This is a genomic window from Tepidamorphus gemmatus (genome assembly GCF_004346195.1).
Classification (GTDB): domain Bacteria; phylum Pseudomonadota; class Alphaproteobacteria; order Rhizobiales; family Tepidamorphaceae; genus Tepidamorphus; species Tepidamorphus gemmatus.
Map to the genome: position 1 here is coordinate 37,362 of NZ_SMAK01000002.1, position 26,001 is coordinate 63,362.

Here is a 26,001-nt window from a genome sequence, read left to right on the forward strand (position 1 = left end):
GGCATGAAGTTCACGCTCAAGGATTACCAGGAAGACGCTGCCCGCGATGTGCTGGACAACCTCAAGGACGCGGCGATGTTCTGGCGCGAGCGGGGGCGCAAGACGGCCTTTTCGCTGACGGCGACCACCGGCGCCGGCAAGACCGTGATGGCCGCGGCCGTGTTCGAGGCGCTGTTTCATGGCGACGACACCTTCGATTTCGAGGCCGATCCCGGCGCCGTGGTGATCTGGTTCAGCGACGACCCCTCGCTGAACGCGCAATCCCATTTCCGCCTGCGCGAGGCCTCGGACCGGCTGAGCCTGTCCGACCTGGTGATCGTCCAGAACACCTTTCAGCGCGAGAAGCTGGAGCCGGGAAAGGTCTATTTCCTGAACACCCAGAAGCTGAGCAAGACGAGCCTTCTGGTGCGCGGTCATGACCCCGACGATGCCGGGGTAGAGACCGAAGGCGGCGTGCCGCTGATGCCCGATGCGCGGGCCTTCACGATCTGGGACACGATCCAGAACACGATCGAAGACCCTGACCTGATGCTCTACCTTGTGCTTGACGAGGCTCACCGGGGGATGGGCGGCACCGGCAACGGCGGTGAGAGACGGACAATCGTTCAGAGGCTTATCAACGGCCACGGCACGGTTCCGGGGATCCCGATCGTCCTCGGGATCTCGGCGACGGTCGAGCGGTTCAACGCAGCCGTGGCCAACATGACCGACCGCACGATCCTGCCCAACGTCGTGGTGGATTCGGCCAAGGTGCAGGCGTCGGGCCTGTTGAAGGACACGATCATCCTCGACGTGCCAAACGAGGTCGGCCAGTTCGACACGGTGCTGGTGCGGCGCGGGACCGACAAGCTGAAGGAGATCACCGCCGCCTGGGAGGCCTATGCGGCGGAACAGGGCATGACCGAAGCTGTCGTGCCGCTAATGGTTCTTCAGGTGCCGAATACGCCTGACCCCGACGAGATCGGGCGCGCGCTCGATACCATATACGAACGCTGGCCCGATCTGCCCGACGATGCCGTGGCGCATGTGTTCGGCGACCACACCACCCAGACATTCGGCCGCCATTCCATTCCCTACATCTCCCCGGAACGCGTGCAGGAATCGACCTGGGTGCGGGTGCTGATCGCCAAGGATGCGATCAGCACGGGCTGGGATTGCCCGCGGGCCGAGGTGATGGTCTCGTTCCGGCCGGCGCGCGACAGGACGCATATTACCCAGCTGCTCGGCCGGATGGTCCGGACACCCCTTGCACGGCGCATCGCGGGCAACGAAAGGCTCAATGCCGTCGACTGCATGTTGCCGCTCTTCGACAAGAAGTCGGTGACGGAAATCGCCAAGGCGCTCATGTCGGGCGGCGACGGGGGCGAGGAGCTGCCCGGCCGCCGCGTGCTCGTCAATCCCGAGGAGTTGAAGCCGAATCCGGCCATCCCCAAGGAAGTCTGGGAAAAGCTGACGTCGCTTCCCTCGCAGGCCTTGCCGAAAAAACACGCAAAGCCGGTCAAGCGCCTCACCGCCCTTGCGCACGAGTTGGCAGCGGACGGGCTTTTGCCCGGGGCCGGCAAGAAGGCCCACGCCGAGATGCACAAGGTGCTGAATGCCGCGAGGGAGCGCTACAAGGAAGAGATCGCGAATGCCCGCAACGCCGTTCTCATGGTCGAGGGCGTCGCCGTCGGTGTCGATCTTGATGCCGGCGAAATGTCCTTCGACGATTTCATCGAGGCCGCCGACTTCGCCGTCATTGATGACGCATTCCGTCGAGCAGGACGTGTCCTCAGCCCGGATCTTGCGACCACATATTGTGAGGCCTTGGCGAAATCGGAGGGCGATCCGGCCGACCTCGAAGCGGCACTGATCGAAGCACGTGTCACCATCGCGGCTATCGGAATGGTGCCGGGAGTGAAGACCTATCTTGAAGATGAAGCCGAAAAACTGGCCAACGACTGGCTGACCAGATTCAGGGTCGAAATCAGGGGACTTTCCGATGAGCGGCAGGAAGTCTATCGCCAGCTTAGGGAAATGAGTGCTCATCCGCTGGACGTCGATCTGGCCGAGCCGAAGTCCTGGATGCAACCCACAACCGTTCGAGAGGCCGACGGAACCGAAACACCTCTGCCGCGACATAAACGCCACCTGATGTGCGCGACTGACGGGCTTTTCCCGGAAGACTTCAATTCATGGGAAGCCGACGTGATCGCGGCAGAACTGAAACGACCGGATGTCGTTGGGTGGTACCGCAACCCATCTCGGGCCAGTCAGGATTCACTGGGCGTCACATACGAGAACGACGGAGAGACCAAGATCGTCCGGCCAGACTTCATCATTTTCGCGCGCCTGCCGGATGGGTCAATTGCGGCTGACATTGTCGATCCTCACGGAACGCAGTTCGGCGATGCCATTCCCAAGCTGAGAGGACTGGCGGCCTACGCGGAAAAGCACGGTCACGTTTTCCGGCGGATCGACGCAATCGCCAAGGTCGGCGAGCAATATCGCGTCCTGGATCTCAAGGAGCCCTCTGTCCGCGCCGCAATCAAGTCGGCGACATCAATCAAGAGCCTTTATGACAGTGCCCCTGCCCAAGACTATCACTTGTGAGCTGCGAAGTTTCGAGACGGGTCCCGGTCGCCAAGCAGTTGGATTCTGCAAACAAGTCACATAGCTGTCCCAAAAGTTCCTTTTGCAATCAATTAATCACGCCTGTTAACCGCAATGAGGCGGTTAACAGGTCCGGAGAATACTGGGCATAAGAGAACGAATCTGTATGCTCGGGCCCGGAGGCGGTGAATAGTCCCTCCCGCATAACCCTCGAAAACAACGGAAAAATCCGGCCGCAGCCGGATCGGGAGAACGCTTTCGCGAGGGCAAGTGGCGGATGGGGTGGGATTCGAACCCACGAGGCGGTTTCCCGCCTGCCGGTTTTCAAGACCGGTGCCTTCAACCTCTCGGCCACCCATCCCAGGCAGCAGATTCGATCGCGTAGCAGACTTCTCCGGCCCGAGAAACCCCCGACGGCGGTGGCGGGGCGAGGGCGGCGACCCGCCCGTTCCGTCTCGTGGCGTGCGACGGCGTGACCGTGCCGGCGCATTTGCCACGATATGCGCCGCCGCCCTGGAGAACGCCACCTCAGGGAAGATCCAGCCCGGAGGCGCAAGCGTAATTGGCAAGCGGATCAGGGAGAAAGTCGGGATGGTACGTCCTGCGCGTGTTGCCGCCATTGCGGCGATTGCGATCATGCTGGCGGTGGATGACAGCCGGCCCCGCGCCGATGCGCCGATGACGGCCGCCGAGATCGCCAGAACGATCAGCGGCAAGAGGGTATATCTGCGCACGCCATTCGGCGGGGAATTTCCGCTGTACTATCGTCCGGGTGGCATCGTCGACGGCAGCGGCGAGGCGCTCGGCCTCGGCCGGCTGATGCGCCCGACCGACACCGGCCGCTGGTGGGTGGAAGGCGATCGTCTCTGCCAACAATGGCAGTCCTGGTACGACGGCCGCCGATACTGCTTCACGCTTGTGCGACAGGGGCCAAACGAACTCGCCTGGCAGCGCGACGACGGCCTGGCGGGAACCGCGCGCATCGATGATTGAGCCGCCCGGCACCCCCGCCTCGAACGGCGCCCGCGCCGGCGCCTCTCCGATGGCGCCCTGCCGCAGTTAGGCCGCATTCTCGGCGGACCAAGGATCGGATCGAAGATCCGCGCGCGACGGCTCGTCGGGTTGGATCACGGATTTTGCAGTGCGGTTTACGGCGCTGTAAGCTGGTTGTGGCAGAGTCGTCGCAGACGATGCGGGGGAGGGTATCGGTCCCGTGGGCGGGGGCGGTGCCCGAGCGGACGGGGTAGATGAAGACGGGACGGGGGACAATCGGCTCGCTGGCGATGGCCGCCCCGATTGGGCGACGAGAACGGCCGCGCGGCCCTTCCGGGGCGCTGCCGTCCGGGTCTCGTCTGGCCGGTTGCGCCGCGATGGCGATCATCGCTGCCGTGCTGGCAGGCTGCACTGCCACCACCGCGAGCAACAAGCTCGGCGTCACCGCCAGTCCGCGCGTCGTGCCGGTCGGAGCGCCGGTGCCCAGCGGCGGCGGCACCTACAAGCTCGGCCAGCCGTACAGGATCGCCGGCAAGACCTTCGTGCCGCGTGAGGATCCGGGTTACGACGAGATCGGTCTCGCATCCTGGTACGGTGGTGATTTCCATGGCCGCCGCACCGCCAATGGCGAAATCTTCGATTCCACAGCCCTGTCCGCGGCTCATCCGACACTGCCGCTGCCAACCTATGCCAGGGTCACCAATCTCGAAAACGGCAAGTCGGTGGTCGTGCGTATCAACGACCGCGGCCCGTTCGCGCACAATCGGCTGATCGACCTGTCGAAGCGTACGGCCGAAGTGCTGGAATTCAAGCACACCGGGACGGCCAAGGTGCGCGTCCAGTACGTGGGGGCGGCGCCGCTGGATGGCAACGATGGCCAATGGCTGACGACGACGGTCCGATATGACGGGCAGCCGGTCGCGCCGGTGATGCTGGCCACGGCCCCTCAGGTGCCCGCCCAGGTACCTGTGCAGCCATCCGTCCCGACACCTGCACAGGCACCGGCTCAGGTCGCCGCGCTCGACGGCGGCGCAGAGGCACCGCAAGGCTTGGCGCCTGTGCCGCAGATGGGCTTCACACAGCCGACGCCGGCCGCCTTTGGGACGGCTCCCGCGTCGCCAACGCCGACGCCGCAGGTCCCGGTCGGCGGCAATGTCACCTACCGGTGGGTTTCGGGCTACACGTCGCCACCGGTCGCGTCCTCGGAGATCTTCGGCGCCTTCGCCGCCTTCGATGACGGCCGGGACATCGTCCTTGTGATCTCGTCGCTGCCGCTCGCGCCCGAGCCGCTGCCGCAGCGCTAGCTTCCCGCCGCACTCCGGACCGCCGGCGCGGCTTTACCGCAAGGGGGCAGATTGGTATCACGGGCTTCGACGCCGAACGGACGCCAACCGCGAGATGTCAGTGCACTGGACAGCCAGGACGCATCGCCCCGACCGTCGCCCCTGGAATGCCGTCTTCGCGCGTGCGGTGGTCGTCCTGCTTGGCCTGGTTGTCGCCGCAAGCCCGATAGCGCAGGCTCAGCCAATTGAGACGGCGGCGCCATCGGCCTACATGATCGATGATGCCACGGGCACCATCCTGATCAGCAAGAACCCCGACACGCCGCTGGCCCCCGCCAGCATGGCCAAGCTGATGACGCTGGAACTCGCCTTCCAGGCGATCAAGGAAGGGCGGCTGTCGCTCGACGACGAGTTCTTCATCTCGGAAAACGCCTGGCGACGTGGCGGCGCGCCATCGAGGACATCCACGATGTTCGCCGCGGTCAAGTCAAACGTACGACTTGAGGATCTGCTGCGCGGCATCATGGTGCAGAACGCCAATGACGCCTGCATCGCCATCGCCGAGGGCATGGCCGGCAGCGAGGCTGCCTTCGCCGGGCTGATGAACCAGCGCGCACGCGAACTCGGCCTGACGCACAGCACGTTCGTCAACGCGACCGGGCTGCCGGAGCGCGACGGACCGCGCCAGACGATGTCGACACGCGACCTCGTGACCCTCGCCCGGCATGTCATCAACGAATATCCGGACCTCTACAGGCTGTTCTCGGAGCCTGAATTCACCTGGAACAAGATCCGGCAGACCAACAGGAATCCCTTGATCGGACAGACGATCGGGGTCGACGGGCTGCTGACCGGATACGACGAGACGGACGGATTCGGGATGATCGCCTCGGCTGTTTTGGACGGTCAACGCATCATCGTCGCCGTCAACGGGCTCAAGACCAGTAACGAACGCTTCTCCGAGGTCCAGAAGCTGCTCGGCTGGGCGGCGCGCTCGTTCGAGAAGCTGTCGCTGTTCGCCGCCGGCGAACCGGTCGGCGCCATCGGCGTCTATGGCGGCGAAATCGGCAGCGTGCCGGTCGCCGCGCATCAGCCGATCGAGGTGCTGATACCGCGTGGAGTACGCTCGAAGCTGAGGGCGCGGATCGTCTACCTGGGGCCTTTGCGGGCCCCGGTGGCCGAGGGCCAGCGCGTCGGAGAGTTCCAGGTCTTCAATGATGACCAGCTTATCGGCACGGCGCCGGTCTTTGCCACCCGCGATGTCGATGTCGGTCCGCTGTACAGCCGCGCGCTCGATGCCGCCTATCAGATGGTGGTCGAGCTGATCCATTCCGGCGTCGACGCCGCAACCAACCGCTAGACCATAGGCCGATGCAACCCGGCCGCTTCATCACCTTCGAAGGAGGCGAGGGGACCGGCAAGAGCACGCAGATCGAACGGCTGGTCGAACGGCTTCGGGCGCGCGGGCTCGACGTCGTTCAGACCCGTGAACCGGGCGGAACACCACGTGCCGAGACCATTCGCCGCGCGGTGCTTTCGGGAAGGGTTGCCGCGCTCGGCCCGTTCGCCGAGGCGCTGATGATGAATGCCGCGCGCGACGATCACCTGGCCGAGCTCATACGTCCTGCGCTGGCCAGAGACGCCTGGGTCGTCTGCGATCGCTTCGCGGATTCGACACGCGCCTATCAGGGCGCCCTGGGTGGGGTGACGACGGAGGTTCTTGCGGCGCTTGAGGACCTGGTGGTCGGCGATACGAAACCCGACCTGACGATCATCCTCGACCTCGATCCGGAAATCGCCCTTGCCCGTGCCCGCGCGAGAACCCGCGCCGAGGGAGGGGCGGGCGATCGCTTCGAGGACGAGGGGCTTCATACCCATCGCAAGCTCCGTCAGGCCTTTCTCGACATCGCCGCGGCCGAACCGGACCGCTGCGTGGTGATCGACGCCTCGGGCAGCGCCGACGAGGTGGCCGAGCGGGTGTGGAGGGTGGTGAGCAACCGCCTCGGACTCGAGGATGCAAGGCAGGTGGAGCGAACGGCGTGACCGGGGAAGTTCCGACCTCCTTCCGGCTCGCGCCCTCCGACAGGGCCGAAGGCCTGCTCGGCCATGCGGCCGCCGAGCAGGCGCTCCTCGAGGCCTACCGGTCGGGACGGATGCATCATGCCTGGCTGATCGAGGGTCCGCAGGGCATTGGCAAGGCAACGCTCGCCTACCGGTTGGCGCGGTTCGTTCTGGCCCACCCGGATCCGGCGATGCCGGCCGTGGCCGGTGCCGCCGACCTGTCGCTCGAACGCGACCATCCGCTCATCCATCAGGTCGCCGCCCGGGCTCATCCGGATCTGCTGGTGCTGGAGCGGATCGCCGAGGAGGAAGGAAAGGCCCTGAAGACCGTCATCCAGGTCAAGCAGGTGCGCCGCCTCGTTCGCCTGCTCGGATCGACGCCCGCCGCAGGCGGATGGCGCATCGTGATCGTCGATCCTGCCGACGATCTCAACGTGGAGTCCGCCAATGCGCTGCTGAAGTCCCTCGAAGAACCACCATCGCGCACGCTCTTCCTGCTGGTCGCGCACCGGCCGGGCCGACTGCCGCCGACGATCCGTTCGCGTTGCCGGCGCATCGAGCTCAGACCGCTTCCGCAGGCGCTCGTCGCCGGAGCGCTCGCCGCGGCCGGATTTGACGCCGCGACGGTGGATGTCGCGAGCCGCCTCGCCGATGGGAGCCTCGGGCTTGCGCTCGAAATGGCCTCCGCCGACATCGCCGAGCCCCTGCGCACCCTCGAGACGATCCTCGCGTCGATGCCGCGGCACGATCCCATTGCCGCAATCTCGCTCGCTGAAGCGGCTGGACGGCGGGGACAGGAGCAGCTCTATGCGATCATGGTGACGCTCGTGCGCGACTGGATCTCCTCCCGCGTCAAGGCTGCCACCACGCGGGGCGAACCTGTGGCTCGCCTTGCACCCTGGGCGGAGGTATGGGAAAAGGTCACCCGCGTGCTCGACGAGACCGAACGTCTCAAGCTCGACCGCACCAAAACCCTTCTGGCGGTGTTCAGGCTGGTTTCCGCCGCGACTGCCCGGGACGCGGCCCGCGTCTAGGCGCCGCCGCGGGCGGACCGGCTACCCCTGCGAGGCCGATCGCTTCCATGACCTCAAAGTTCTACATCACGACGCCGATCTTCTACCCGAACGGCGTTCCACATATCGGCCATGCCTACACAGCCCTGGCCTCCGACGTGCTGGCACGGTTCCACCGTCTCGATGGCGCCGACGTGTTTTTCCTGACCGGAACCGACGAGCACGGCCTGAAGATGCAGCAGACCGCGCAGAGGCAGGGCCTCACACCGCTCGAGCTCGCCACGCGCAATGCCGGCGTCTTCAAGGATCTGTGGGCCCGACTCGACATCACCTATGACGATTTCATCCGCACCACCGAGCGGCGACATCACCGGGCCTCCGAAGCGATCTGGCAGCGGATGGTGGACAATGGCGACATCTACCTCGACACCTATGCCGGCTGGTATTCGGTCCGGCAGGAGGCCTTCTTCGACGAGTCGGAGACGACGGTCGGCGAGGATGGCGTGCGCCGCGAACCGCTCGGCTCGCCCGTGGAATGGGTCGAGGAGGAGAGCTATTTCTTCCGTCTCAGTGCCTATGGCGACCGGCTGCTCGCTCATTACGAGGCGAATCCGGACTTCATCGCCCCGCCGGAGCGGCGCAATGAGGTGGTGAGCTTCGTCAAGGGCGGCCTGCAGGATCTGTCGGTCTCCCGCACGACCTTCGACTGGGGCGTCAGGGTTCCCGGCAACGATCGGCACGTGATGTATGTGTGGGTCGACGCGCTGACCAACTACATCACCGCGGTCGGATATCCCGAGACGGAAAGCGCACAGTTCCGCAAGTGGTGGCCGGCCGACATTCACGTGATCGGCAAGGACATCATCCGCTTCCACGCGGTCTACTGGCCGGCCTTCCTGATGTCGGCAGGGGTCGAGCTTCCCAGGCGCGTCTTCGCGCATGGCTTCCTGTTCAACCGCGGCGAGAAGATGTCGAAGTCGGTCGGCAACGTGGTCGATCCGTTCGCGCTCATCGATCACTACGGCGTCGACCAGGTCCGCTACTTCTTCCTGCGCGAGGTGCCGTTCGGTCAGGACGGCAATTACAGCCACGACGCCATCGTCCAGCGCATCAATGCCGACCTGGCCAACGATCTCGGCAATCTCGCCCAGAGGTCGCTGTCGATGATCGCCAAGCATTGCGAGGGACGGCTCCCCGCGCCCGGCGTGCTGTCGGCTGACGACGAGGCGATGCTTGCCACTGCTGACGGATTGCTGGCCAAGGCACGTGCCGCGATGGCGCAGCAGCAGCTTCACATCGTCCTCTCGGACATCTGGGCTGCCGTTGGCGACGCCAACCGGTATTTCGCCGCCCAGGAGCCCTGGGCACTGCGCAAGACCGACCCCGGGCGGTTCGCGACCGTGCTGTACGTGACCGCCGAGGTCCTGCGCCAGATCGGTATTCTGATCCAGCCGGTGACGCCGACGGCGGCGGCGCGGCTGCTCGACAGCGTCGGCGCGCCCCCTGGCGCCCGGCGCTTCGCAGATCTCGGCGCGGCCGGGCGTCTCGTACCGGGCGCGGTGCTGCCGGCGCCGACGCCGGTGTTCCCGCGCTACGTCGAGACGGGCGAGGGTGCCTGACGGCATGATCGTCGACAGTCACTGCCACCTCGATTTTCCCGATTTCGCGGACGATCGCGACGATGTCGTTGCCCGGGCTCGCGCGGCAGGCGTCGGCCGGATGATCACCATCTGTACCCGTATCCGCCGCTTTGCCCAGGTGAGGGTGGTCGCCGAGACCTATCCCGACGTCTTCTGCTCGGCCGGCACGCATCCGCATAATGCCGGCGAGGAGACCGACGCCACGCTCGCGGACTATCTGGAGGCGGCGCGCCATCCGAAGGTAGTCGCCATCGGTGAGGCCGGGCTCGACTACCACTACGACTTTGCGCCGCGCGACGCGCAACTCGCGGGGTTCCGGCTGCAGATCGAGGCGGCCCGCCGAACGGGACTGCCGCTCGTCATCCATTCGCGCGAGGCCGAAGCCGACACCGAGGCGATCCTGCGCCAGGAAATGGCCAGGGGACGGTTCGAGGCGATCCTGCACTGCTTCAGTTCCAGTGCCGAACTCGCCCGGGCCGGTCTCGAACTTGGCCTGTATGTCTCGTTCTCCGGGATTGTCACGTTCCGGCGGTCGGACGAGCTGCGCGCGATCGCGGCGTCGATTCCGGTCGACCGGCTGCTCGTCGAGACCGACGCACCGTATCTCGCCCCGATGCCGCACCGCGGCCACCGTAACGAACCGGCTTATGTCGTCGACACGGCCAGGATCCTCGCAGAAGTCCGCGGCGTCGACTACGACACGCTGGCGCGGCAGACGACCGCCAACGCGTTCCGTCTGTTCCGCCGGATGCCGCCATTCGAGTCCGTCTCAGCCTCATGACCTGGCGCGCCACGATTCTGGGCTGCGGATCGTCCGCCGGGGTTCCGCGCGTGGCCGGCGGCTGGGGCGCGTGCGATCCGGCCGAACCTCGCAACCGTCGTCGCCGCTGCTCGATCCTCGTCGAGCGCACCGGGCGGGCAGGGCGCACCACGGTCCTTGTCGACACCTCGCCGGACCTGCGCGAACAGTTGCTTGACGCGCAGGTGAGCTGGCTCGATGGCGTGCTGATGACCCACGACCATGCCGACCACACCCACGGCATAGACGACCTGCGCCCGATCGTCATTCACAACCGCAAGCGCATCGACGTCTACATGGAGGCGGAGGCGGCGGAACGCATCACCAGGCGGTTCTCTTACTGCTTCACTGCCCCCGACGACAGCCCCTATCCACCGATCCTGACGGCTCGCGAGATCGTCCCGGGAACGCCGGTCGTGATCGGCGGGGAGGGGGGCGACATCGTTGCCGACCCCTTCCCGGTCCTGCACGGACCGACCGTCGCACTCGGATTCCGCTTCGGCGGTCTCGCCTATACGCCGGACATCAGCGATATTCCCGACGAGAGCCTCGACAGGCTCACCGGGCTCGACGTCTGGATCGTCGATGCGCTGCGATTTGCGCCGCATATCAGCCATTTCAGCCTGAACGACGCGCTCGGCTGGATCGACAGGCTGAAGCCGAAGCGCGCGATCCTGACCAACATGCATGTCGACCTCGACTATGCCACGCTGAAGGCGCAGCTTCCTCCCGGCGTCGAACCCGCCTATGACGGACTCGCGATCGCGTTCCGGGGTTGATCAGGCGGCAGCCTCGCCGTCGTCGGCAGCGGCAACCGGGCTGACCGGCGAGACGACATAGACGCCGCGGTTACGTCCGCTCCGCTTCGCCTGGTAGAGCGCCTCATCGACATTGCGAAACAAGGTCTCGGCGGATCGTCCGTTCTGCGGCCAGAAACCGATGCCGATACTGGCTCCGACACTGACCGAGCCGCCATTGCGCAGCGGGTAGGGCGCGGCGATTCGATCGAGCAGTGCCTCGGTGAAGGCAATGGTCTTTTCGCGCAGGCTCTCCGTGCCGTCCACCGGCAGAAGAACCAGGAACTCGTCACCGCCAATCCGCGCGGCGATCGCGCCGGTCGGCAGTCCTTCCTGGATCCGGCGGGCCACGTCGGCCAGAATCCGGTCGCCGACGGCATGGCCGTGGGTATCGTTGACAGGCTTGAACCCGTCGAGATCGACCTCGAGCGCCGCGAACGGTCGCCCGTCGGCGATCAGCTCCTCGAACCGCGCCGCCAGCAGTCGCCGGTTCGCGAGCCCGGTCAGGGCATCATGCATTGCCAGGCGTTCCAGCCGCTCAGTCATCTCGTTGAAGGCCGCGCCGAGCTCGCGCAGCTCGGCCGGCCCATGCGCAATGGTGATCCGCTTGCCGAGCTCGCCATTCGCGGTGGCCACCGCGGCGTCCCGCATCTGCCTGATCGACCGGAGGATTCCCCGCTCCAGCAGAAACCACACGACGAGTGCGAACAGGGCCAGCCCAGCGCCGAGCATCGCCAGGTCGGCGACCAGCTCGCGCTGCGCGGCCGACAGGACCTCCTCGCGCGACACACCGACAAGGAACACGATGCCCGTCTCCGGCACGTTCGCTCGGCCGAAGATGCGCTCGACGCCGTCAACGTCGGTCACCACCGGCGCCGCAGTCACGTCCGTCGCCATGACGGCCCACAACGCCTTCAGGCGATCCGCTGGCAGACCCGCAAGTCCTGCCCCGCCGTCACGGTGATGGCGCGCAACAAGCGAACCGTTCGGTCCATGCAGGGCCGAGATGACCGTATCGTGGGCGACATCTGTCTGCGCGACGATTTCGGACGCCCAATCGAAGGACAGCGCCGCATGGACGACGTGCACCCGTCGATCCGCGCCGATGACGTGCGCCACAGCCCGCAGACCGCGCACCTGTCCGACATCGACGGCGTGGTAGCCGATGGCAATCTTGTCCGATGGGCCCGGTTGCAGGTGAGTCGGCGCCGGCAGCCAGGCCGCGTCGAGCGGCATGCAGCTCAGGCGCCCGTCGTGACCGAGCTGTACCGCAGTGCTGAAGGCACCGCCACCAGCCGGACAGTCATTCCGGAAATCGTCGTCAGCGACCACCAGCGCCGCCGTCCGCAGCATGCCGCCGAGCGCCTCGATCTGCTGCCGATGCCGGGCTGCCGCGGCCTGCGCCATGGCAGTGACCTTGGATTCGGCTTCCGCAATGGCGTTGCGGCGCTTCGCATCAATGAACTCGACGACAAGGATGGAGGTCGGGATGATCGCCATGACGATGATCGCCGCGAGGTGCGCGCCCAGCCCGGCGCGTCTGATCAATCCGTAGGGAAGCGGCATGGGTCTCGACTTCATCCGGCCGGCTGCGATTGCCCCTCGGGATGTATCGTGGCAGGCAGCCCTTAAGATCGTGCGCAGGCCTTGACTAAAATTCTATCGACAGCGGCAATCGGGGCGTCGCGTGAGAAGATCGTGGCAATCCCATGGGCAAACGACATTCCGGAGCATGGAAACGCCGCCACGCCGGGATCAGCGATCGCCCTCCCGGACAGGGATTTTGGTTCCATAATATATCTTATGCGCCTTATATGCATGGAGCGGGGCGCGGCTTCCCCCGCGAGCCGACCCTCGCGGCGGTCGCGCCAATGACCACGCTCTGCTATAGCGGCGCCAACGCCACGCCGCACGGATCGACCGCATGACGCCATCACGAGACATCCGCACCCTGATCGATCTCATGGCGGCGCTGCGCACACCCGGTTCGGGATGCCCGTGGGATCTTGAGCAAAGCTTCGCGACGATCGCGCCCTACACGATCGAGGAAGCCTATGAGGTTGCCGATGCCATCGAACGCGGCGATGTCGAGGATCTGCGGGATGAACTCGGCGACCTGCTGCTGCAGGTCGTGTTTCATGCGCGAATGGCCCAGGAGGCCGGACTTTTCGATTTCGGCTGCGTCGTCGAGGCCATCACCGCCAAGCTGATCCGCCGGCATCCGCATGTGTTCGGTCCCGACACCGCAGTCCGCACGGATGCCGCGGGCGTGAAGCGGCTGTGGGATGGCATCAAGGCTGCGGAGAAGGCCGAACGGGCGGAGCGATCCGCAACGGCGCCGGAGCCGGCCTCTCTGCTTGACGACGTGCCCGTCGCCCTTCCCGCCCTCACCCGGGCGGTGAAACTTCAGAAGCGGGCCGCCACTGTCGGGTTCGACTGGCCGACCGCCGGTGAGGTCATCGCCAAGATCCGCGAGGAAATCCGTGAGCTCGAAGATGCCGCAAAGGCCGGGGATCGCCAGATGGTGGAGGAAGAGGTCGGCGACTTGCTGTTTGCGGTCGCCAATCTGGCGCGCCACCTGTCGGTTGATCCGGAGACCGCCCTGCGCGAGGCCAACGCCAAGTTCACGCGCCGCTTCCGCCATATCGAGGCGCGTGCCGCGGCCGCCGAGACACCCCTGGCCCGCCTTGGCCTCGAGGAGATGGACAGGTTGTGGCAGGATGCCAAGCGATCGGAGAATCGGCGCTGATCCCAGCCCGTTCAGGCCCCTGAAGTGGGAAAGCGGCGATCGAACTCATCGCGCCGCGAAATCGGAATGTCGACCTCCAGACGCACTCGGCCGGTCTCGGCATCGTCGCTGCGCCCGACCACCGTACAGCGTTCGTAGATCCAGTTGACCGCCGCACCGTCGGAAGCCTCAAGATCGATGCTGCGATGGACAACCTCGCCCTTGAGCCGTTCGTCGATCGCCGCCAGCAGCATTGCCTCCCCCTCGCCCGTGACGGCCGACATCAGGATCGGCCGTACCTGACCGGACTGACGGCCCGCCGAGGCTTCGAGCCTGCCCCGCTCAACGGGATCGAGCAGATCCACCTTGTTGAGCACGTCCAGAACGCGCCCGCTCCCCTCGGCATCGACACCGAGCCGGTCAAGGATGGCCGTCACGTCGGCGGCCTGGGCTGCGCTGTCGGGATGGGAGACGTCGCGCACATGCAGGATCAGATCGGCTTCCAGCACTTCCTCGAGCGTCGCCCGAAAGGCCGCGACCAGGTCGGTGGGAAGATCGGAGATGAATCCCACCGTGTCGGACAGGATCACACGACGCCCACCTGGTAGCCGCACAGCCCGCAACGTCGGATCGAGGGTCGCGAACAACATGTCGCGTGCCAGAACCTCGGCCCGCGTGAGACGATTGAAGAGCGTCGACTTGCCTGCGTTGGTGTAGCCGACGAGCGCGACGACGGGGAACGGCACTCGCCGCCGGCTGTCGCGATGCAGCCCGCGCGTGCGGCGCACGGACTCCAGTTCCTTCTCGATGCGGGCGATCCGCTCCTGGATCAGCCGCCGGTCGGTCTCGATCTGGGTTTCACCCGGGCCGCCGAGGAAGCCGAAACCGCCGCGTTGCCGCTCGAGATGGGTCCACGATCGCACCAGCCGGCTCTTCTGCCAGTTGAGATGCGCAAGTTCGACCTGCAGCCGCCCTTCCCTCGTCCGCGCCCGTTCGCCGAAGATCTCGAGAATCAGGCCGGTGCGGTCGAGCACCTTGGCGTTCCAGGCCCTCTCGAGATTGCGCTGCTGCGCCGGCGTCAGCGGCGCATCGACAACCACAAGGCCGATCTCCTCCGCGAGAATCAGCCCCTTCAGCTCCTCCACCTTGCCCTGACCGATCAGCGTGGCGGGCCGCGGCTCGGCTATGCGCACGATCCCTTGACCGACAATGTCGAGGTCGATCGCCCGGGCCAGCCCGACCGCCTCATCCAGACGCGCCTGCGCCGATCGTGCGTGCGGACCGCCCGCGCTGCTCTGGCGCGTGCGCACCTCCGGTACGACAACGTAGGCGCGCACCGGCGCCCTCGCCGTCTCGTGGGCGAGGCCCGTGTCCCGGCGCCCGCCGGGGCTATGGGAAGCAGACTCGACCGGCGTCAATCAACCTCCGACCGCAGCCCCCTCCTCGGCAGGCTCGAACAACTGGATCGGATGGTTCGGCATGACCGTGGAGATGGCGTGCTTGTAGACCAGCTGGGAATGTCCGTCCCGACGGAGCAATACACAGAAGTTATCGAACCAGGTCACCACGCCCTGAAGCTTGACCCCATTGACCAGGAAAATGGTGAGGGGAGTCTTGTTCTTGCGAACATAGTTCAGGAACGTGTCCTGGAGGTTTTGATGTCGTTCCGCCGCCATTGCTTTTACCTCTTGCCCCGCTGCCGGCATGCAGACGGGTCCTTTTGTGGCTGACCACGCGGTGCTTGTCGGATCGTCCTGCGATCCTTGCCGAATTAGATGGTAAGATGATGCCGCAGGGCAAGGCACGATTTTGCAGTGCACCCCTGCAAGGCCGGCGGCGTTGCACACGCGTCACGAGGCGATTTCCGCGGCCCCGTGAAACAGATCCCGCAACCGCCCGGCAATCGAACCGGGCTTGCCGTTGCCGATCACCGCGTCATCGATTCGGACGACCGGCATCACCAGCTTCGTCGCCGAGGTGACGAAGGCCTCCCGCGCCCGCTTCGCCTCCTCAACGGTGAACGGCCGCTCGACGAGTTCGAGCCCCTCGCGCCGGGCGAGTTCGACCACCACTGTCCGGGTGATGCCTCTCAGTATGCCGCGATCGGCGGGCCGGGTTATCAGCCGTCCGTCGATGTCGACGATCCAGGCATTGGTCGAGGAGCCTTCGGTGACACAGCCATCGCGGTCTACGAACCAGGCCTCGGCGGCGCCAGCCTCCTCTGCCGCCTGTCGGGCGAGGACGTTGGGAAGGAGCGATACTGTCTTGATGTCGACGCGCTCCCAGCGATTGTCTGGAACCGTGATGACGGCGATGCCTTGCTCGGCCACCTTGCCGCCCTTGCGTCGGTCGATCGAACGGGCGGTGACCACGACGGCAGGCGCTACATCCCCCTTCGGGAACGGATGGTCGCGCCGGGCGACGCCGCGGGTTATCTGCAGATAGACCATGCCGTCGCGGACCCGGTTGCGCCGGACGGTTTCGCGCAGCACGTGGCCGAGGGCGGCGCGCGACATCGGCTCGCGGATTCGCAGTTCCTTCAGCGATCGCTCCAGCCTGTCCATGTGGCGGCGTTCGTCGACGAGGCGCCCGTCGAGCACCTCGCAGACCTCATAGACCCCGTCGGCGAACTGGTACCCTCTGTCCTCGACATGGACGCAGGCCTCCGCGTGCGGAACGTAGCGGCCATTCACATAGGCGACACGGGACATGACGATGCGATCTCCCCAGAGTATCGTATGGCGACGGTGCGGCCGGCCGCGCCAAGGTGCAACTCTCATCCGCGCCGCGCCGCATAGACGATCAGGCCGAGCACTGCGACAATCTCGAGCCGCCCCAGGATCATGCCGGCGCACAGCATCAGTCGCGTCCCGCTCCCCAACTCTGCATAGGCGGGCCAGCCAGCGCCCGCCCAGTCGCTGGCGTAGACGGGACCGGCATTGGACAGGGCCGACAGGGCCGCAACGACGGCACCATCATAGGGAATTCCCTCAGCCGCGACCATCAGCGACAGGCCGACGGCGGCCAGGACAAAGGCGAGGAACCCGGACCAGATCGCCTTCATCAGCTGCATGTCGTAAGCTTGGCCAGCCAGCGTCGATGGCCGCACACCGTGCGGATAGACGAGACGGTTCAGTTCCCGGCCGCCTTGCAGCAGCATCGCGCCGACCCGGAATACCTTGATCCCCCCGCCCGTGGAGAAGCTCGCCGCACCGATCGCGACGACCGTCGCGACCACGACCAGCGTGAAGACTTCGAATCCGGCGTATCTGACCTCGAATCCGGTGGTGGTGATCAGCGATGTCGCGGTGAAAAGGCCATCGCGCATGGCCAGCCAGACACCGCGTCCGGAGGCCTCGAAATACCGGTAGCCAGCGATCAGCCCGAGCACCAGGCAAGCGCCGATCATCCACAGGCTCTCCCTGTAGGCAAGGTTGCGGCGACGGCGCAACTGCAGCAGGTCGCGGTGCCACAGCACATTGGTCGCCCCATACAGCATGGCGAGCATGATCACGATCAGTCCGGCGTCGGACACGTATTCGCCAAGCTCGACCGACCGCGGCGTGATGCCACCGGTGGAAACGCTGGAGAATGCGAGCACCAGGGCCTCGAAGGCGTCGAGTTCGGTCGCCGCCAGTGCCAGGAAGGTCAGCGCGGTCGCGCTGAGATAGATCGGAAAGACATCCCGGACGACCAGCACAAGCCGGCGTTTCTCCGGCAATCCGCCGTGCTCGATCATCCGGGCGTGGGTTTCCGGCAGGCCGCCCACGCCGGTCGGCGCCAGCGCCAGCACGACGACGAGCAGCGTCAGTCCGCCGCCGATCCACTGCATCATGCCGAGCCAGAGCACGATCGAGCGCGGCAGCCGCTCCGGCGCAGGCAGCACGCTCGCCCCCGTGGTCGTCAGCGCCGAAACGGCCTCGAAATAGGCGTCGTTCGGCGACAGGCCAACCGCGCCCAGAAACAGCGGCAGCGCGCCGACCAAAGGCAAGAAGGTCCACAGCATCAGGGCGAGCAGATAGCGTTGCGCGGGCCGCAGCCGCCGTTCGCGGCCGCTGAGGCTGAGCATCATCGCGCCGGCGACGAATATGCACAGCACCGTGCTGATCAGGAAATCGACGACCTGCGCCCCCTCCCCCAGTCCCGCCGCGACGATGGCCGGGACGATCAGTGACAGCGACATGGCCGCCAGGAAGTATGCAAAGACGTAGACGACCGGAATCATCAGCGCGGGCGTCGCTCAGAAGAACTCGAGGCTCACCCGGAACATCTGTTCGACACGGCGCACCTGGTCGGCAAGCGCACACATGACGATGCGGTCATGTGGCTGGATCTGCGTGTCGCCGCGCGGCGTGATCACCTTCCCAGCCCTGTAGATGGCGCCGATCCGGATGCCGTCGAACAGGTCGAGCTCGCGCAGCGGCTTGCCGAGCAGGGGTGATGTCTCTAGCGCCTCGGCCTCGATGATCTCCGCCGCGCCATTCTGTACCGAATGCACGGCGCGGATGCGGCCCCGCCGTACGTGCTGAAGGATCTTGGAGACGGTGATCTGGCGCGGATTGACATAGGCCGAAATGCCGAGCGACCGGGTAAGGTCCGGGTAGCCGCGATTGTTGATCAGGCACAGGCTGCGCGAGGCCCCCAGGCGCTGGCTCATGACACAGGCGAGAATATTGACCTCATCGTTGTTGGTGACGGCAACGACGGTATCGGCATCGGTGACATCTGCCTCACGCAGCAGATCCTCGTCCAAGGCGCTGCCATGCAGGACGACGGTGCGTTTCAGTTCGTCGGCGATCGCCACGGCGCGGTCGCGCGAGGATTCGATGACCTTGACGCGGGTGCTGCGCTGCCGGGCCTCGATCTCGCGCGCGACGTAGAAGCCGATGTTGCCACCGCCGACAATCACCACACGCGAGGCTGCCTCCTCCTCGTGTCCGAAGATGCCGAGAGTCCGGCGGACCTGGTCGCGGTCGGCGGCGAAGTAGGCGATATCGCCCACCAGAATCTGGTCCTGGCCGGACGGCACGATGAAGCGGTCGCCGCGCTGCAGGCCGATGACGATGGCCTTGAGATCGGGGAACAGATCGGTCAGCTGGTGGAGTGGTGTATCGACGATCGGGCAATTCTCGTCACAATAGACGCCCGCGACCACCACCTTGCCGTCCGCGAACGTCACGGTGTCGAAAGCACCCGGAAGTGCGAGCCTGCGCAGCACCATCTCGCCGACTTCGACCTCCGGCGAGATGATGACGTCGATCGGAAGATGATCGCGCGAGAACAGGTCCCGCCAGTGTGGTGCCAGGTAGCTCTGCGCGCGCACGCGGGCCACCTTGGTCGGGACGGAGAACAGCGAATGTGCCACCTGGCACGCGACCATGTTGACCTCGTCATGCAGCGTGACGGCAATCAGCATGTCGGCCTGCTCGATCCCGGCCTGGGACAGAACGTCGGGATGTGCGCCATGTCCGACGAAGCCCCTGACGTCCAGCGATTCGGTGATCGACTGGATCAGCCTTGGAGAGCTGTCGATGATCGAGACATCGTTTCCTTCGGCAGCGAGCTTCTCCGCAATGCCGAAGCCGACCTGGCCGGCGCCCGAAATCACGACCTTCATGTGTCTTCGTCCCCGATTGCGCCCGCGCAGCCGAGCGGTTGCGCTTCGGCAGCGGTGTCATACCGCTTTTCCGCCGACTAGCCTACGCCGAGGCTCTTCAGCTTGCGGTGCAGCGCGGACCGCTCCATGCCGACAAACTCCGCCGTGCGGGAAATGTTGCCGCCGAACCGGTTGATCTGCGCGATCAGATATTCGCGCTCGAAGATCTCGCGTGCGTCGCGCAGCGGTAGCGCCAGCAGTTCCTCGGCCCGGCTGTTGCCCGGCGCCGGCGGCAGCGAGGCGCCGACTTCCGCCGGCAGGAGATCGGCCGTGATCACCGCCGATGGATCCCCGCCGGCGAGGATCATCAGCCGCTCCACGTTGTTGCGCAACTGGCGCACATTGCCCGGCCAGTCGTGCGATTGCAGCACCGCCATCGCGTCGGCGCCGATGCGCCGCGGCGGCAGGCCCGAAGAGGCGGAAATCTGCCGCATGAAGAAGTCGATCAGCTCGGGAATGTCGTCGCGACGTTCGGCCAGCGCCGGCACCCGTACCGGTACCACACTCAGCCGGTGGAAGAGATCTTCCCGGAACCGCCCTTCGCGGACCTCGACCTCGAGATCGCGACTGGTCGAAGAAATCACCCGAACATCCACATGGACACGCGTCGAACCGCCGACGCGCTGGAAATTCTGATCGACGAGGACGCGCAGGATCCGGCTCTGCGTCTCGCGCGGCATGTCGGCAACCTGATCGATGAACAGGGTTCCGCCATGCGCCTCCTCGAGCGCGCCGACGATCCGGCGCCCTTCGGCGGTCTCTGTGCCGAACAGCGCCACCTCCATGTTCTCGGGCGTGATCGTGGCCGCGTTGATCACCACGAACGGACCTCCGGACCGCGCCGACAGCGCGTGCAGGGTGCGGGCGGCCAGCTCCTTGCCGGATCCGGAAGGACCCGAGATCAGCACGCGGCTGTTGGTCGGCGCGATGCGCTCGATGGCGTTGCGCAACTGGTTCATGACGCTGGAGCGGCCGATAAGCTGGCCGGCGTCGACGGAGCGCTTCTTCAGATCCTGCACCTCGCGACGCAGCCGCAGCGTCTCCAGGGCGCGCGTTGCGACCAGGACGAGTCGGTCCGCCTTGAACGGCTTCTCGATGTAATCGTAGGCACCGCGCTTGATCGCCGAAACCGCGGTCTCGATGTTGCCATGACCGCTGATCATTACCACCGGCAGGTCTGGATGCTCGCTCTTGATGGCGTCCAGTAGCTCCAGGCCGTCCATACGACTTCCCTGCAGCCAGATGTCGAGGAAGACCATGGAGGGCCGGCGCGCCTGGATCTCTGCCAGCGCCTGATCGCTGTTGGCGGCCGATCGTGCGGCGAATCCCTCGTCCTCCAGGATTCCCGCGACCAGATCGCGGATGTCGGCCTCGTCGTCGACAATGAGAATGTCCTTCGCCATCTAACCCTGCTCCGCCCGCCGCTCCACGAGGGCGGTCTCCTGCCTTTCTGCCGTTCCGTCCGCCTGCTGGGTAGCGGCACGCGCGAAACGAGGGAAGGTCAGCCGCACCCAAGCGCCGCGGCCGCCGTCGGCAACCGATGGAGCATCCGCCAGTTCCACCCTGCCGCCATGCTCCTCCATGATGCGCGCCACGATCGCCAGTCCGAGTCCGGTCCCCTTCTCCCGCGTCGTCATGTACGGTTCGAGCAGGCGATGACGGTTCTGGCTCGGCAAACCGACACCGTTGTCGATCACGTCGATTGCAACCCAGCCTCCGATATCCTTCACAGATACCTCGATCAGCCCCTCGCCCCGGGCGTGCACGTCTTCGACGGCCGAGATCGCCTCGCTGGCATTCTTGATGATATTGGTCACGGCCTGCGAGATCAGCCGCCGGTCGCACAACGCCATCATCGGCGTTTCCGGACTGTCGAGCTTGATGGCAATTCCGGGATTGCCGACCCCCATCAGGAAGGTCGCCTGCTTCACCACCTCGCCGATATCCGTCGACTCCATGGCCGGCTTTGGCATCCGGGCGAACGCGGAGAACTCGTCGACCATACGCCCGATGTCGCCAACCTGGCGGATGATCGTATCGGTGCACTGGTCGAAGACATCGCGGTCGGTGGTGATCACCTTGCCATACTTGCGCTGCAGCCGCTCGGCCGAGAGCTGGATCGGCGTCAGGGGATTCTTGATCTCGTGGGCGATACGGCGGGCGATGTCGGCCCAGGCGGAGCTGCGCTGCGCGGTCACCAGCTCGGTGATGTCGTCGAGCGTGACGACGAATCCGAAGCCGCCGGAGGCAGACCGCTCCGCGGCGACTCGCACCGCGATCGTCCGCTCGCGGCCCGACCGCCGGATCATGATCTGGTCCTGCACTAGCCTGTTGGGCTGCTGGCGCGCCTGCTCGACGCAGGGCTGGAGCTCGGGAAGGATATCTTGGATTGCGGTCCCCACCAGGTCGTCCTGGGCGGACTCAAGCAGCAACGCCGCCGACCGGTTGGCCAGCGTGATCTCCCCGGTGTCGCTGACGCCGAGCACGCCGGCCGGAACACCAGCCAGCACCGCCTCGATGAAGCGGCGGCGCTCCTCCAGCTCGGCATTGGCTTCCAGCAGCTCATCGCGCTGCGAGCGCAGCTGCGTCGTCATCTTGTTGAAGGTCTGACCGAGGCTCGCCAGATCCCCCTCCTCCGGCCGGACCGGCACCTGGACATACAGATTGCCGTGCGAAACCTGGTCTGCGGCCCCGATCAGCCTGCGGATCGGCGAGACCAGCCGATTGGCGAAGCCAATGCCGATCCACACCGCCGAGAGCAGCAGGATCAGCGCGAATCCAACATACATCAGCGCGAAGGCTACCTGCACGCCGAAGCGGCGCCGCTCGAGACTGGAGAACTCGGCGACATTCGCCTGCGCCAACCGCAGATAGTTGATCACCAGCGGATCCACCGACCGCGCCACATAGAGCAGCGCGCCGTCGTACTTCTGCAAACGGACGATGGCGCCGACCTGGTTCGAGATGCCAGGTGCGATCACCACGACCTCGCCGTTCATCGCCTGTTCGACGGCGTTCTCGGGCGGCATCAGGAACTCCCGCTGTACCGGGATGTCGGCGCGCATCACCACGGACATGTCCTCGCGCAGGATGAAGGCTGCCGGAAGCGACCGGATCGCGGCCTGGGCATTGAAGAACTGCGCGAACCGCTCTGGGTCCTCGCGATACATCGGCTCGGCGCGATCGATGTCGGTCGCCATTGCCAGAAGATCGGCACGAATCACCTGTCCATGCTCGCGCAGATAGGCCTCGGCGACGGAGAGCGAGGTCTGGATGATCGTGCGCGTGCGCTCCGAGAACCACGTGTCCAGGCCCCGGTCGAGCGTGACGGTGGCAACGACCGCGACGAGCACCGCCGGCACCACCGCCATCAGCGCGAACAGGCTGAGGATCTGGAGATGCAGACGCGCGCCCGCGATTCCCCGGCGCCGCGCGATCAGCAGTCTGCCGACCTCGGTCGCGACGATCGCCGTCAGGCCCGCAACCAGGATGAGGTTGATGACGAGAGAGGCGGAGACCACCTCTTCGTCCGGCTCGATCGGGGTCAGCCCGGTAAGGATGGCGAAGGTTGCTCCGCCCGCGACAAGCGCCAGGGCGACGAGCAGCGACCCGGCAATGCGTAGCGATCTGCTGTGCCGGGTCGCCAGAACGGAAGGGGGAACCGGTCGCGTCTGTGAAGAAGACACTGGTCGATGATCCATCCGAACGAAACGGGTGTCCGGCGCGGCCGCCGGAGGCCGCGCCACGACACCGCCATCATCGGATCGTGGACTGCCCACCGATGCACATCAACCACAATTGTTGCAAAAATGAGACTGGCCGGATGACCGGTGGACAGTTCCGCTGTCAACGCCCGCCGCGGATCACCTGGATGTCGAGGTCGCGGATCTTCTTGCGCAGGGTATTCCGGTTCAGGCCCAGCAGCTCGGCCGCACGGATCTGGTTGCCCCGGGTCGCTGCCAGCGCCGCACCGATCAGAGGTTCCTCGATCTCGCGCAGGATCCGGTGATACAGGCCCGGCGGCGGCAGCCGATCACCGAATGCCTTGAAGTAGGTGGTGAGGTGTCGCTCCACCGATCCGCCCAGCGAGTCGTCCTGCGCTCCGCTGTCGATGGCCGGGGGCGGCAGCGACTCCGACAGCTCCGCCTCGACGATCCCTTCCGAGATCACCTCCTGCGGGTAAAGCGCGGCAAGCCGCCGCACGAGGTTTTCCAGTTCGCGGACATTCCCGGGCCAGCGATGCCGCCTGAGCCGGTCGAGCGCGGCCTGCTCGATCTGCTTGCGCGGCAAGCCCTCCTTCTCAGCCTGCGCGAAGAAGTGGCGCACCAGGTCGGGAATGTCCTCCGACCGTTCCCTCAGGGGCGGCAGCCTGATCGGCACGACGTTCAGCCGGTAGAAGAGGTCTTCGCGGAAGAGCCCCTGGTTGATGAGCAGCCGCAGGTCCTTGTTGGTCGCCGCGATGATGCGGACATTGGTTCGGATCGGGGTGCGGCCGCCGACGGTGGTGTACTCGCCCTGTTGCAGGACGCGCAGCAACGGGGTCTGCGCCTCCATCGGCATGTCACCGATCTCGTCGAGGAACAGTGTCCCGCCCTCGGCCTGCTCGAAGCGGCCGGTGTTGCGGGTCTGGGCCCCGGTGAAGGCCCCCTTCTCGTGGCCGAACAGCTCGGATTCGATCAGGTCGCGCGGGATCGCCGCCATGTTGATGGCGACAAACGGCCCCTTGGAGCGTTTGCCGTAGTCGTGCAGGGCACGGGCAACCAGTTCCTTGCCGGTACCCGACTCGCCGGAGATCATCACCGTCAGATCGGTCTGCATCAGCCGCGCGAGCATCCGGTAGATGTCCTGCATGGCCGACGACCGGCCGACGAGCGGGATGTTGTCGGCTTCCTCCTCGACGGTCAGCGACGCCTTCGGCTTCGGCTCGGCGAGCGCCCGGCCGACTATGGTCACCAGTTCGTTCAGGTCGAACGGTTTGGGCAGATATTCGTAGGCGCCGCGCTCCGAGGCCTTCACCGCCGTCAGGAAAGTGTTCTGCGCGCTCATCACGATGATCGGCATGTCCGGCCTGAGCTTCTTGATACGCGGCAGCAGGTCGAATGCGTTCTCGTCAGGCATCACCACGTCGGTGATGACGAGATCGCCATCCCCCTGCGCCACCCATCGCCACAGCGTCGCGGCATTGCCGGTCACCCGCACATCGTAGCCCACCCGCGACAGCGCCTGATTCAGCACCGTGCGTATCGCCGCATCGTCGTCGGCAACCAGAATGCTCCCCGTTGGCATCGGCGATCAGTCCTCGCTTGCGTGCGACGGCTCGTCACGGCCGCGCGTGTAGATCGGCATCAGGATCCGGAAGGTGGTGCGACGCGGCTGCGATTCGCACTCGATGACGCCGCCATGATCGCCGATGATCTTGGCGACCAGCGCCAGACCGAGGCCGGATCCCGACATCTTGGTGGTGACGAAGGGATCGAACAGATGTGGCATGAGGTCTTCGGCAACGCCCGGGCCGTTGTCGCGCACGCAGAACTCCAGAGGCAGCGAGACGCGCTCGGCATTTCCCGGCACAGACAGACGGACGCCGGGCCGGAACGCGGTGGTGAGCACGATCTCGCCATCACCCGCGGTCGGGCCGATCGCCTCCGCCGCGTTCTTGATCAGGTTCAGGAATACCTGCACGAGCTGGTCCCTGTTGGCCAGGACGGGCGGCAGCGAAGGATCGTAGTCTTCGGTGAAGCGGATGTGTCGGGCAAAGCCGTTCAGCGCGATCTGCTTCACACGGTCGAGCACCGCATGGATGTTGACCGGCTCGCGCTCGATCGGCCGCTGGTCGGCGAAGACTTCCATACGGTCGACCAGCTTGACGATGCGGTCCGTCTCCTCCCGGATCAGGCGGGCGAGCGCGCGATCGCCCTCATCCACGGTCGACTCGAGCAGCTGCGCGGCGCCCCGGATCCCCGACAGCGGGTTCTTGATCTCGTGGGCCAGCATGCTGGCGAGCCCGGTCACGCTGCGCACGGCGGCGCGATGGGTGAGCTGCCGGTCGAACTTCTCGGCGATGGTCCGCTCATGGACCATCACCACGACGTGTCCGGGTTCCTCGGGTACCGGCGAAACATAGATGTCGACGAGGCGCTCGCCGCCGGTGCGCGGCGTGCCGATCGCCACGCGGTACTCGCTGACCGGCGCGTTGCGCTCGCGCACCTGGCTGATGAGATCGAACAGCGGGCTGCCGAATGGCACGAGCTCGCTCAGTGTGAAGCGCCGGAGCACCGGCAGACTCGCCTGGAAGAAGACCTCGCCGGCCGCGTTGGCAGCGACGATCCTGTCGCGCGCATCGACCGCCACGATCGGATGCGGCAAGGCGTTGAAGACAAGTTCCGGTACCGGCATGGAGGAGCTTCCGGTCGGCAGGGACTCGATGATGTCCGCCATC

At 66.0% G+C, this 26,001-nt stretch carries 20 protein-coding genes and 1 tRNA gene; 10 read left to right on the plus strand and 11 right to left on the minus strand.

All coding sequences use genetic code 11. From position 1 onward, the window contains the following. Nucleotides 1–3: 3 nt before the first annotated feature. Nucleotides 4–2,592 (plus strand): DEAD/DEAH box helicase, encoded by a 2,589-nt coding sequence (locus EDC22_RS03100; RefSeq protein ID WP_132805166.1) that lies wholly within the window; start codon nucleotides 4–6, stop codon nucleotides 2,590–2,592. A 271-nt stretch (nucleotides 2,593–2,863) separates the two neighbouring features. On the opposite strand, the gene EDC22_RS03105 is transcribed toward EDC22_RS03100, so the two are convergent. Next, nucleotides 2,864–2,953, minus strand: a tRNA-Ser gene (locus EDC22_RS03105). Nucleotides 2,954–3,183: 230 nt separating this feature from the next. Between EDC22_RS03105 and EDC22_RS03110 the strand changes: the two genes are divergently transcribed. The 8 genes from EDC22_RS03110 to EDC22_RS03145 all read left to right on the plus strand — a co-directional run bounded on the left by EDC22_RS03110 (nucleotide 3,184) and on the right by EDC22_RS03145 (nucleotide 11,160). Beyond that, nucleotides 3,184–3,585, plus strand: coding sequence for a hypothetical protein (locus EDC22_RS03110; RefSeq protein ID WP_245499605.1), 402 nt, complete (start codon nucleotides 3,184–3,186; stop codon nucleotides 3,583–3,585). Between the two features lie 377 nt (nucleotides 3,586–3,962). After that, nucleotides 3,963–4,889, plus strand: a complete 927-nt coding sequence (locus EDC22_RS03115; protein WP_132805167.1) for a septal ring lytic transglycosylase RlpA family protein — start codon at nucleotides 3,963–3,965, stop codon at nucleotides 4,887–4,889. Between the two features lie 100 nt (nucleotides 4,890–4,989). Beyond that, nucleotides 4,990–6,228, plus strand: coding sequence for a D-alanyl-D-alanine carboxypeptidase family protein (locus EDC22_RS03120; RefSeq protein WP_245499606.1), 1,239 nt, complete (start codon nucleotides 4,990–4,992; stop codon nucleotides 6,226–6,228). Between the two features lie 11 nt (nucleotides 6,229–6,239). Continuing rightward, nucleotides 6,240–6,911, plus strand: coding sequence for a dTMP kinase (tmk, locus tag EDC22_RS03125; RefSeq protein ID WP_132805169.1), 672 nt, complete (start codon nucleotides 6,240–6,242; stop codon nucleotides 6,909–6,911). Further along, nucleotides 6,908–7,963: a DNA polymerase III subunit delta' gene (locus EDC22_RS03130; protein WP_165926766.1), complete on the plus strand. Its 1,056-nt coding sequence runs from the start codon at nucleotides 6,908–6,910 to the stop codon at nucleotides 7,961–7,963. Before tmk ends, EDC22_RS03130 begins: the two co-directional genes overlap by 4 nt. A gap of 47 nt (nucleotides 7,964–8,010) precedes the next feature. After that, a complete protein-coding gene (metG, locus tag EDC22_RS03135; RefSeq protein ID WP_132805171.1) occupies nucleotides 8,011–9,561 on the plus strand; it encodes a methionine--tRNA ligase in 1,551 nt (516 codons plus the stop codon). A gap of 4 nt (nucleotides 9,562–9,565) precedes the next feature. Beyond that, entirely contained in the window at nucleotides 9,566–10,363 is a 798-nt protein-coding gene (locus tag EDC22_RS03140) for a TatD family hydrolase (RefSeq protein WP_132805172.1), read from the plus strand. Beyond that, entirely contained in the window at nucleotides 10,360–11,160 is an 801-nt protein-coding gene (locus tag EDC22_RS03145; RefSeq protein WP_132805173.1) for an MBL fold metallo-hydrolase, read from the plus strand. Before EDC22_RS03140 ends, EDC22_RS03145 begins: the two co-directional genes overlap by 4 nt. Here the strand turns inward: EDC22_RS03145 and EDC22_RS03150 are convergent, their stop codons facing one another. After that, entirely contained in the window at nucleotides 11,161–12,759 is a 1,599-nt protein-coding gene (locus EDC22_RS03150; RefSeq protein WP_132805174.1) for a diguanylate cyclase domain-containing protein, read from the minus strand. Between the two features lie 343 nt (nucleotides 12,760–13,102). On the opposite strand from EDC22_RS03150, the gene mazG reads away from it, so the two are divergent. Then, the gene (gene mazG, locus EDC22_RS03155; protein ID WP_132805175.1) at nucleotides 13,103–13,927 is read left to right on the plus strand and encodes a nucleoside triphosphate pyrophosphohydrolase; all 825 of its coding nucleotides are present in this window, start codon (nucleotides 13,103–13,105) and stop codon (nucleotides 13,925–13,927) included. Between the two features lie 11 nt (nucleotides 13,928–13,938). Here mazG and hflX read toward each other — a convergent pair whose 3' ends face one another. The 9 genes from hflX to EDC22_RS03200 all read right to left on the minus strand — a co-directional run bounded on the left by hflX (nucleotide 13,939) and on the right by EDC22_RS03200 (nucleotide 26,000). Next, a complete protein-coding gene (gene hflX / locus EDC22_RS03160) occupies nucleotides 13,939–15,324 on the minus strand; it encodes a GTPase HflX (protein WP_132805176.1) in 1,386 nt (461 codons plus the stop codon). Continuing rightward, nucleotides 15,325–15,582, minus strand: a complete 258-nt coding sequence (hfq, locus tag EDC22_RS03165) for an RNA chaperone Hfq (protein WP_132805574.1) — start codon at nucleotides 15,580–15,582, stop codon at nucleotides 15,325–15,327. It lies immediately after the preceding gene. Between the two features lie 174 nt (nucleotides 15,583–15,756). Further along, nucleotides 15,757–16,617, minus strand: coding sequence for a D-amino-acid transaminase (locus EDC22_RS03170; protein WP_132805177.1), 861 nt, complete (start codon nucleotides 16,615–16,617; stop codon nucleotides 15,757–15,759). Nucleotides 16,618–16,682: 65 nt separating this feature from the next. Beyond that, nucleotides 16,683–18,131, minus strand: coding sequence for a TrkH family potassium uptake protein (locus EDC22_RS03175; RefSeq protein WP_132805178.1), 1,449 nt, complete (start codon nucleotides 18,129–18,131; stop codon nucleotides 16,683–16,685). 15 nt (nucleotides 18,132–18,146) lie between these two features. Then, the gene (gene trkA, locus EDC22_RS03180; RefSeq protein ID WP_132805179.1) at nucleotides 18,147–19,523 is read right to left on the minus strand and encodes a Trk system potassium transporter TrkA; all 1,377 of its coding nucleotides are present in this window, start codon (nucleotides 19,521–19,523) and stop codon (nucleotides 18,147–18,149) included. 77 nt (nucleotides 19,524–19,600) lie between these two features. After that, nucleotides 19,601–20,965, minus strand: a complete 1,365-nt coding sequence (gene ntrX, locus EDC22_RS03185) for a nitrogen assimilation response regulator NtrX (RefSeq protein WP_132805180.1) — start codon at nucleotides 20,963–20,965, stop codon at nucleotides 19,601–19,603. Continuing rightward, nucleotides 20,966–23,248, minus strand: a complete 2,283-nt coding sequence (locus tag EDC22_RS03190; RefSeq protein WP_165926767.1) for a sensor histidine kinase NtrY-like — start codon at nucleotides 23,246–23,248, stop codon at nucleotides 20,966–20,968. Nucleotides 23,249–23,408: 160 nt separating this feature from the next. Continuing rightward, nucleotides 23,409–24,848 carry a nitrogen regulation protein NR(I) gene (gene ntrC / locus EDC22_RS03195; RefSeq protein WP_132805182.1) on the minus strand — a complete coding sequence of 480 codons (1,440 nt, stop codon included), beginning with the start codon at nucleotides 24,846–24,848 and terminating at the stop codon, nucleotides 23,409–23,411. Between the two features lie 6 nt (nucleotides 24,849–24,854). Then, entirely contained in the window at nucleotides 24,855–26,000 is a 1,146-nt protein-coding gene (locus EDC22_RS03200) for a two-component system sensor histidine kinase NtrB (protein WP_245499638.1), read from the minus strand. Nucleotide 26,001: the final 1 nt, after the last annotated feature.

What these genes read in the sequence shown, in the direction of transcription:
- EDC22_RS03145 (WP_132805173.1), top strand. Translation starts at nt 10,360, where the DNA reads ATGACCTGGCGCGCCACGATTCTGGGCTGCGGATCGTCCGCCGGGGTT.
- EDC22_RS03175 (WP_132805178.1), bottom strand. Translation starts at nt 18,131, where the DNA reads ATGATTCCGGTCGTCTACGTCTTTGCATACTTCCTGGCGGCCATGTCG.
- ntrX (WP_132805180.1), bottom strand. Translation starts at nt 20,965, where the DNA reads ATGGCGAAGGACATTCTCATTGTCGACGACGAGGCCGACATCCGCGAT.
- trkA (WP_132805179.1), bottom strand. Translation starts at nt 19,523, where the DNA reads ATGAAGGTCGTGATTTCGGGCGCCGGCCAGGTCGGCTTCGGCATTGCG.
- ntrC (WP_132805182.1), bottom strand. Translation starts at nt 24,848, where the DNA reads ATGCCAACGGGGAGCATTCTGGTTGCCGACGACGATGCGGCGATACGC.
- EDC22_RS03200 (WP_245499638.1), bottom strand. Translation starts at nt 26,000, where the DNA reads ATGGCGGACATCATCGAGTCCCTGCCGACCGGAAGCTCCTCCATGCCG.
- EDC22_RS03100 (WP_132805166.1), top strand. Translation starts at nt 4, where the DNA reads ATGAAGTTCACGCTCAAGGATTACCAGGAAGACGCTGCCCGCGATGTG.
- hfq (WP_132805574.1), bottom strand. Translation starts at nt 15,582, where the DNA reads ATGGCGGCGGAACGACATCAAAACCTCCAGGACACGTTCCTGAACTAT.
- metG (WP_132805171.1), top strand. Translation starts at nt 8,011, where the DNA reads ATGACCTCAAAGTTCTACATCACGACGCCGATCTTCTACCCGAACGGC.
- EDC22_RS03150 (WP_132805174.1), bottom strand. Translation starts at nt 12,759, where the DNA reads ATGAAGTCGAGACCCATGCCGCTTCCCTACGGATTGATCAGACGCGCC.
- mazG (WP_132805175.1), top strand. Translation starts at nt 13,103, where the DNA reads ATGACGCCATCACGAGACATCCGCACCCTGATCGATCTCATGGCGGCG.
- EDC22_RS03170 (WP_132805177.1), bottom strand. Translation starts at nt 16,617, where the DNA reads ATGTCCCGTGTCGCCTATGTGAATGGCCGCTACGTTCCGCACGCGGAG.
- EDC22_RS03110 (WP_245499605.1), top strand. Translation starts at nt 3,184, where the DNA reads ATGGTACGTCCTGCGCGTGTTGCCGCCATTGCGGCGATTGCGATCATG.
- EDC22_RS03115 (WP_132805167.1), top strand. Translation starts at nt 3,963, where the DNA reads ATGGCGATCATCGCTGCCGTGCTGGCAGGCTGCACTGCCACCACCGCG.
- EDC22_RS03140 (WP_132805172.1), top strand. Translation starts at nt 9,566, where the DNA reads ATGATCGTCGACAGTCACTGCCACCTCGATTTTCCCGATTTCGCGGAC.
- tmk (WP_132805169.1), top strand. Translation starts at nt 6,240, where the DNA reads ATGCAACCCGGCCGCTTCATCACCTTCGAAGGAGGCGAGGGGACCGGC.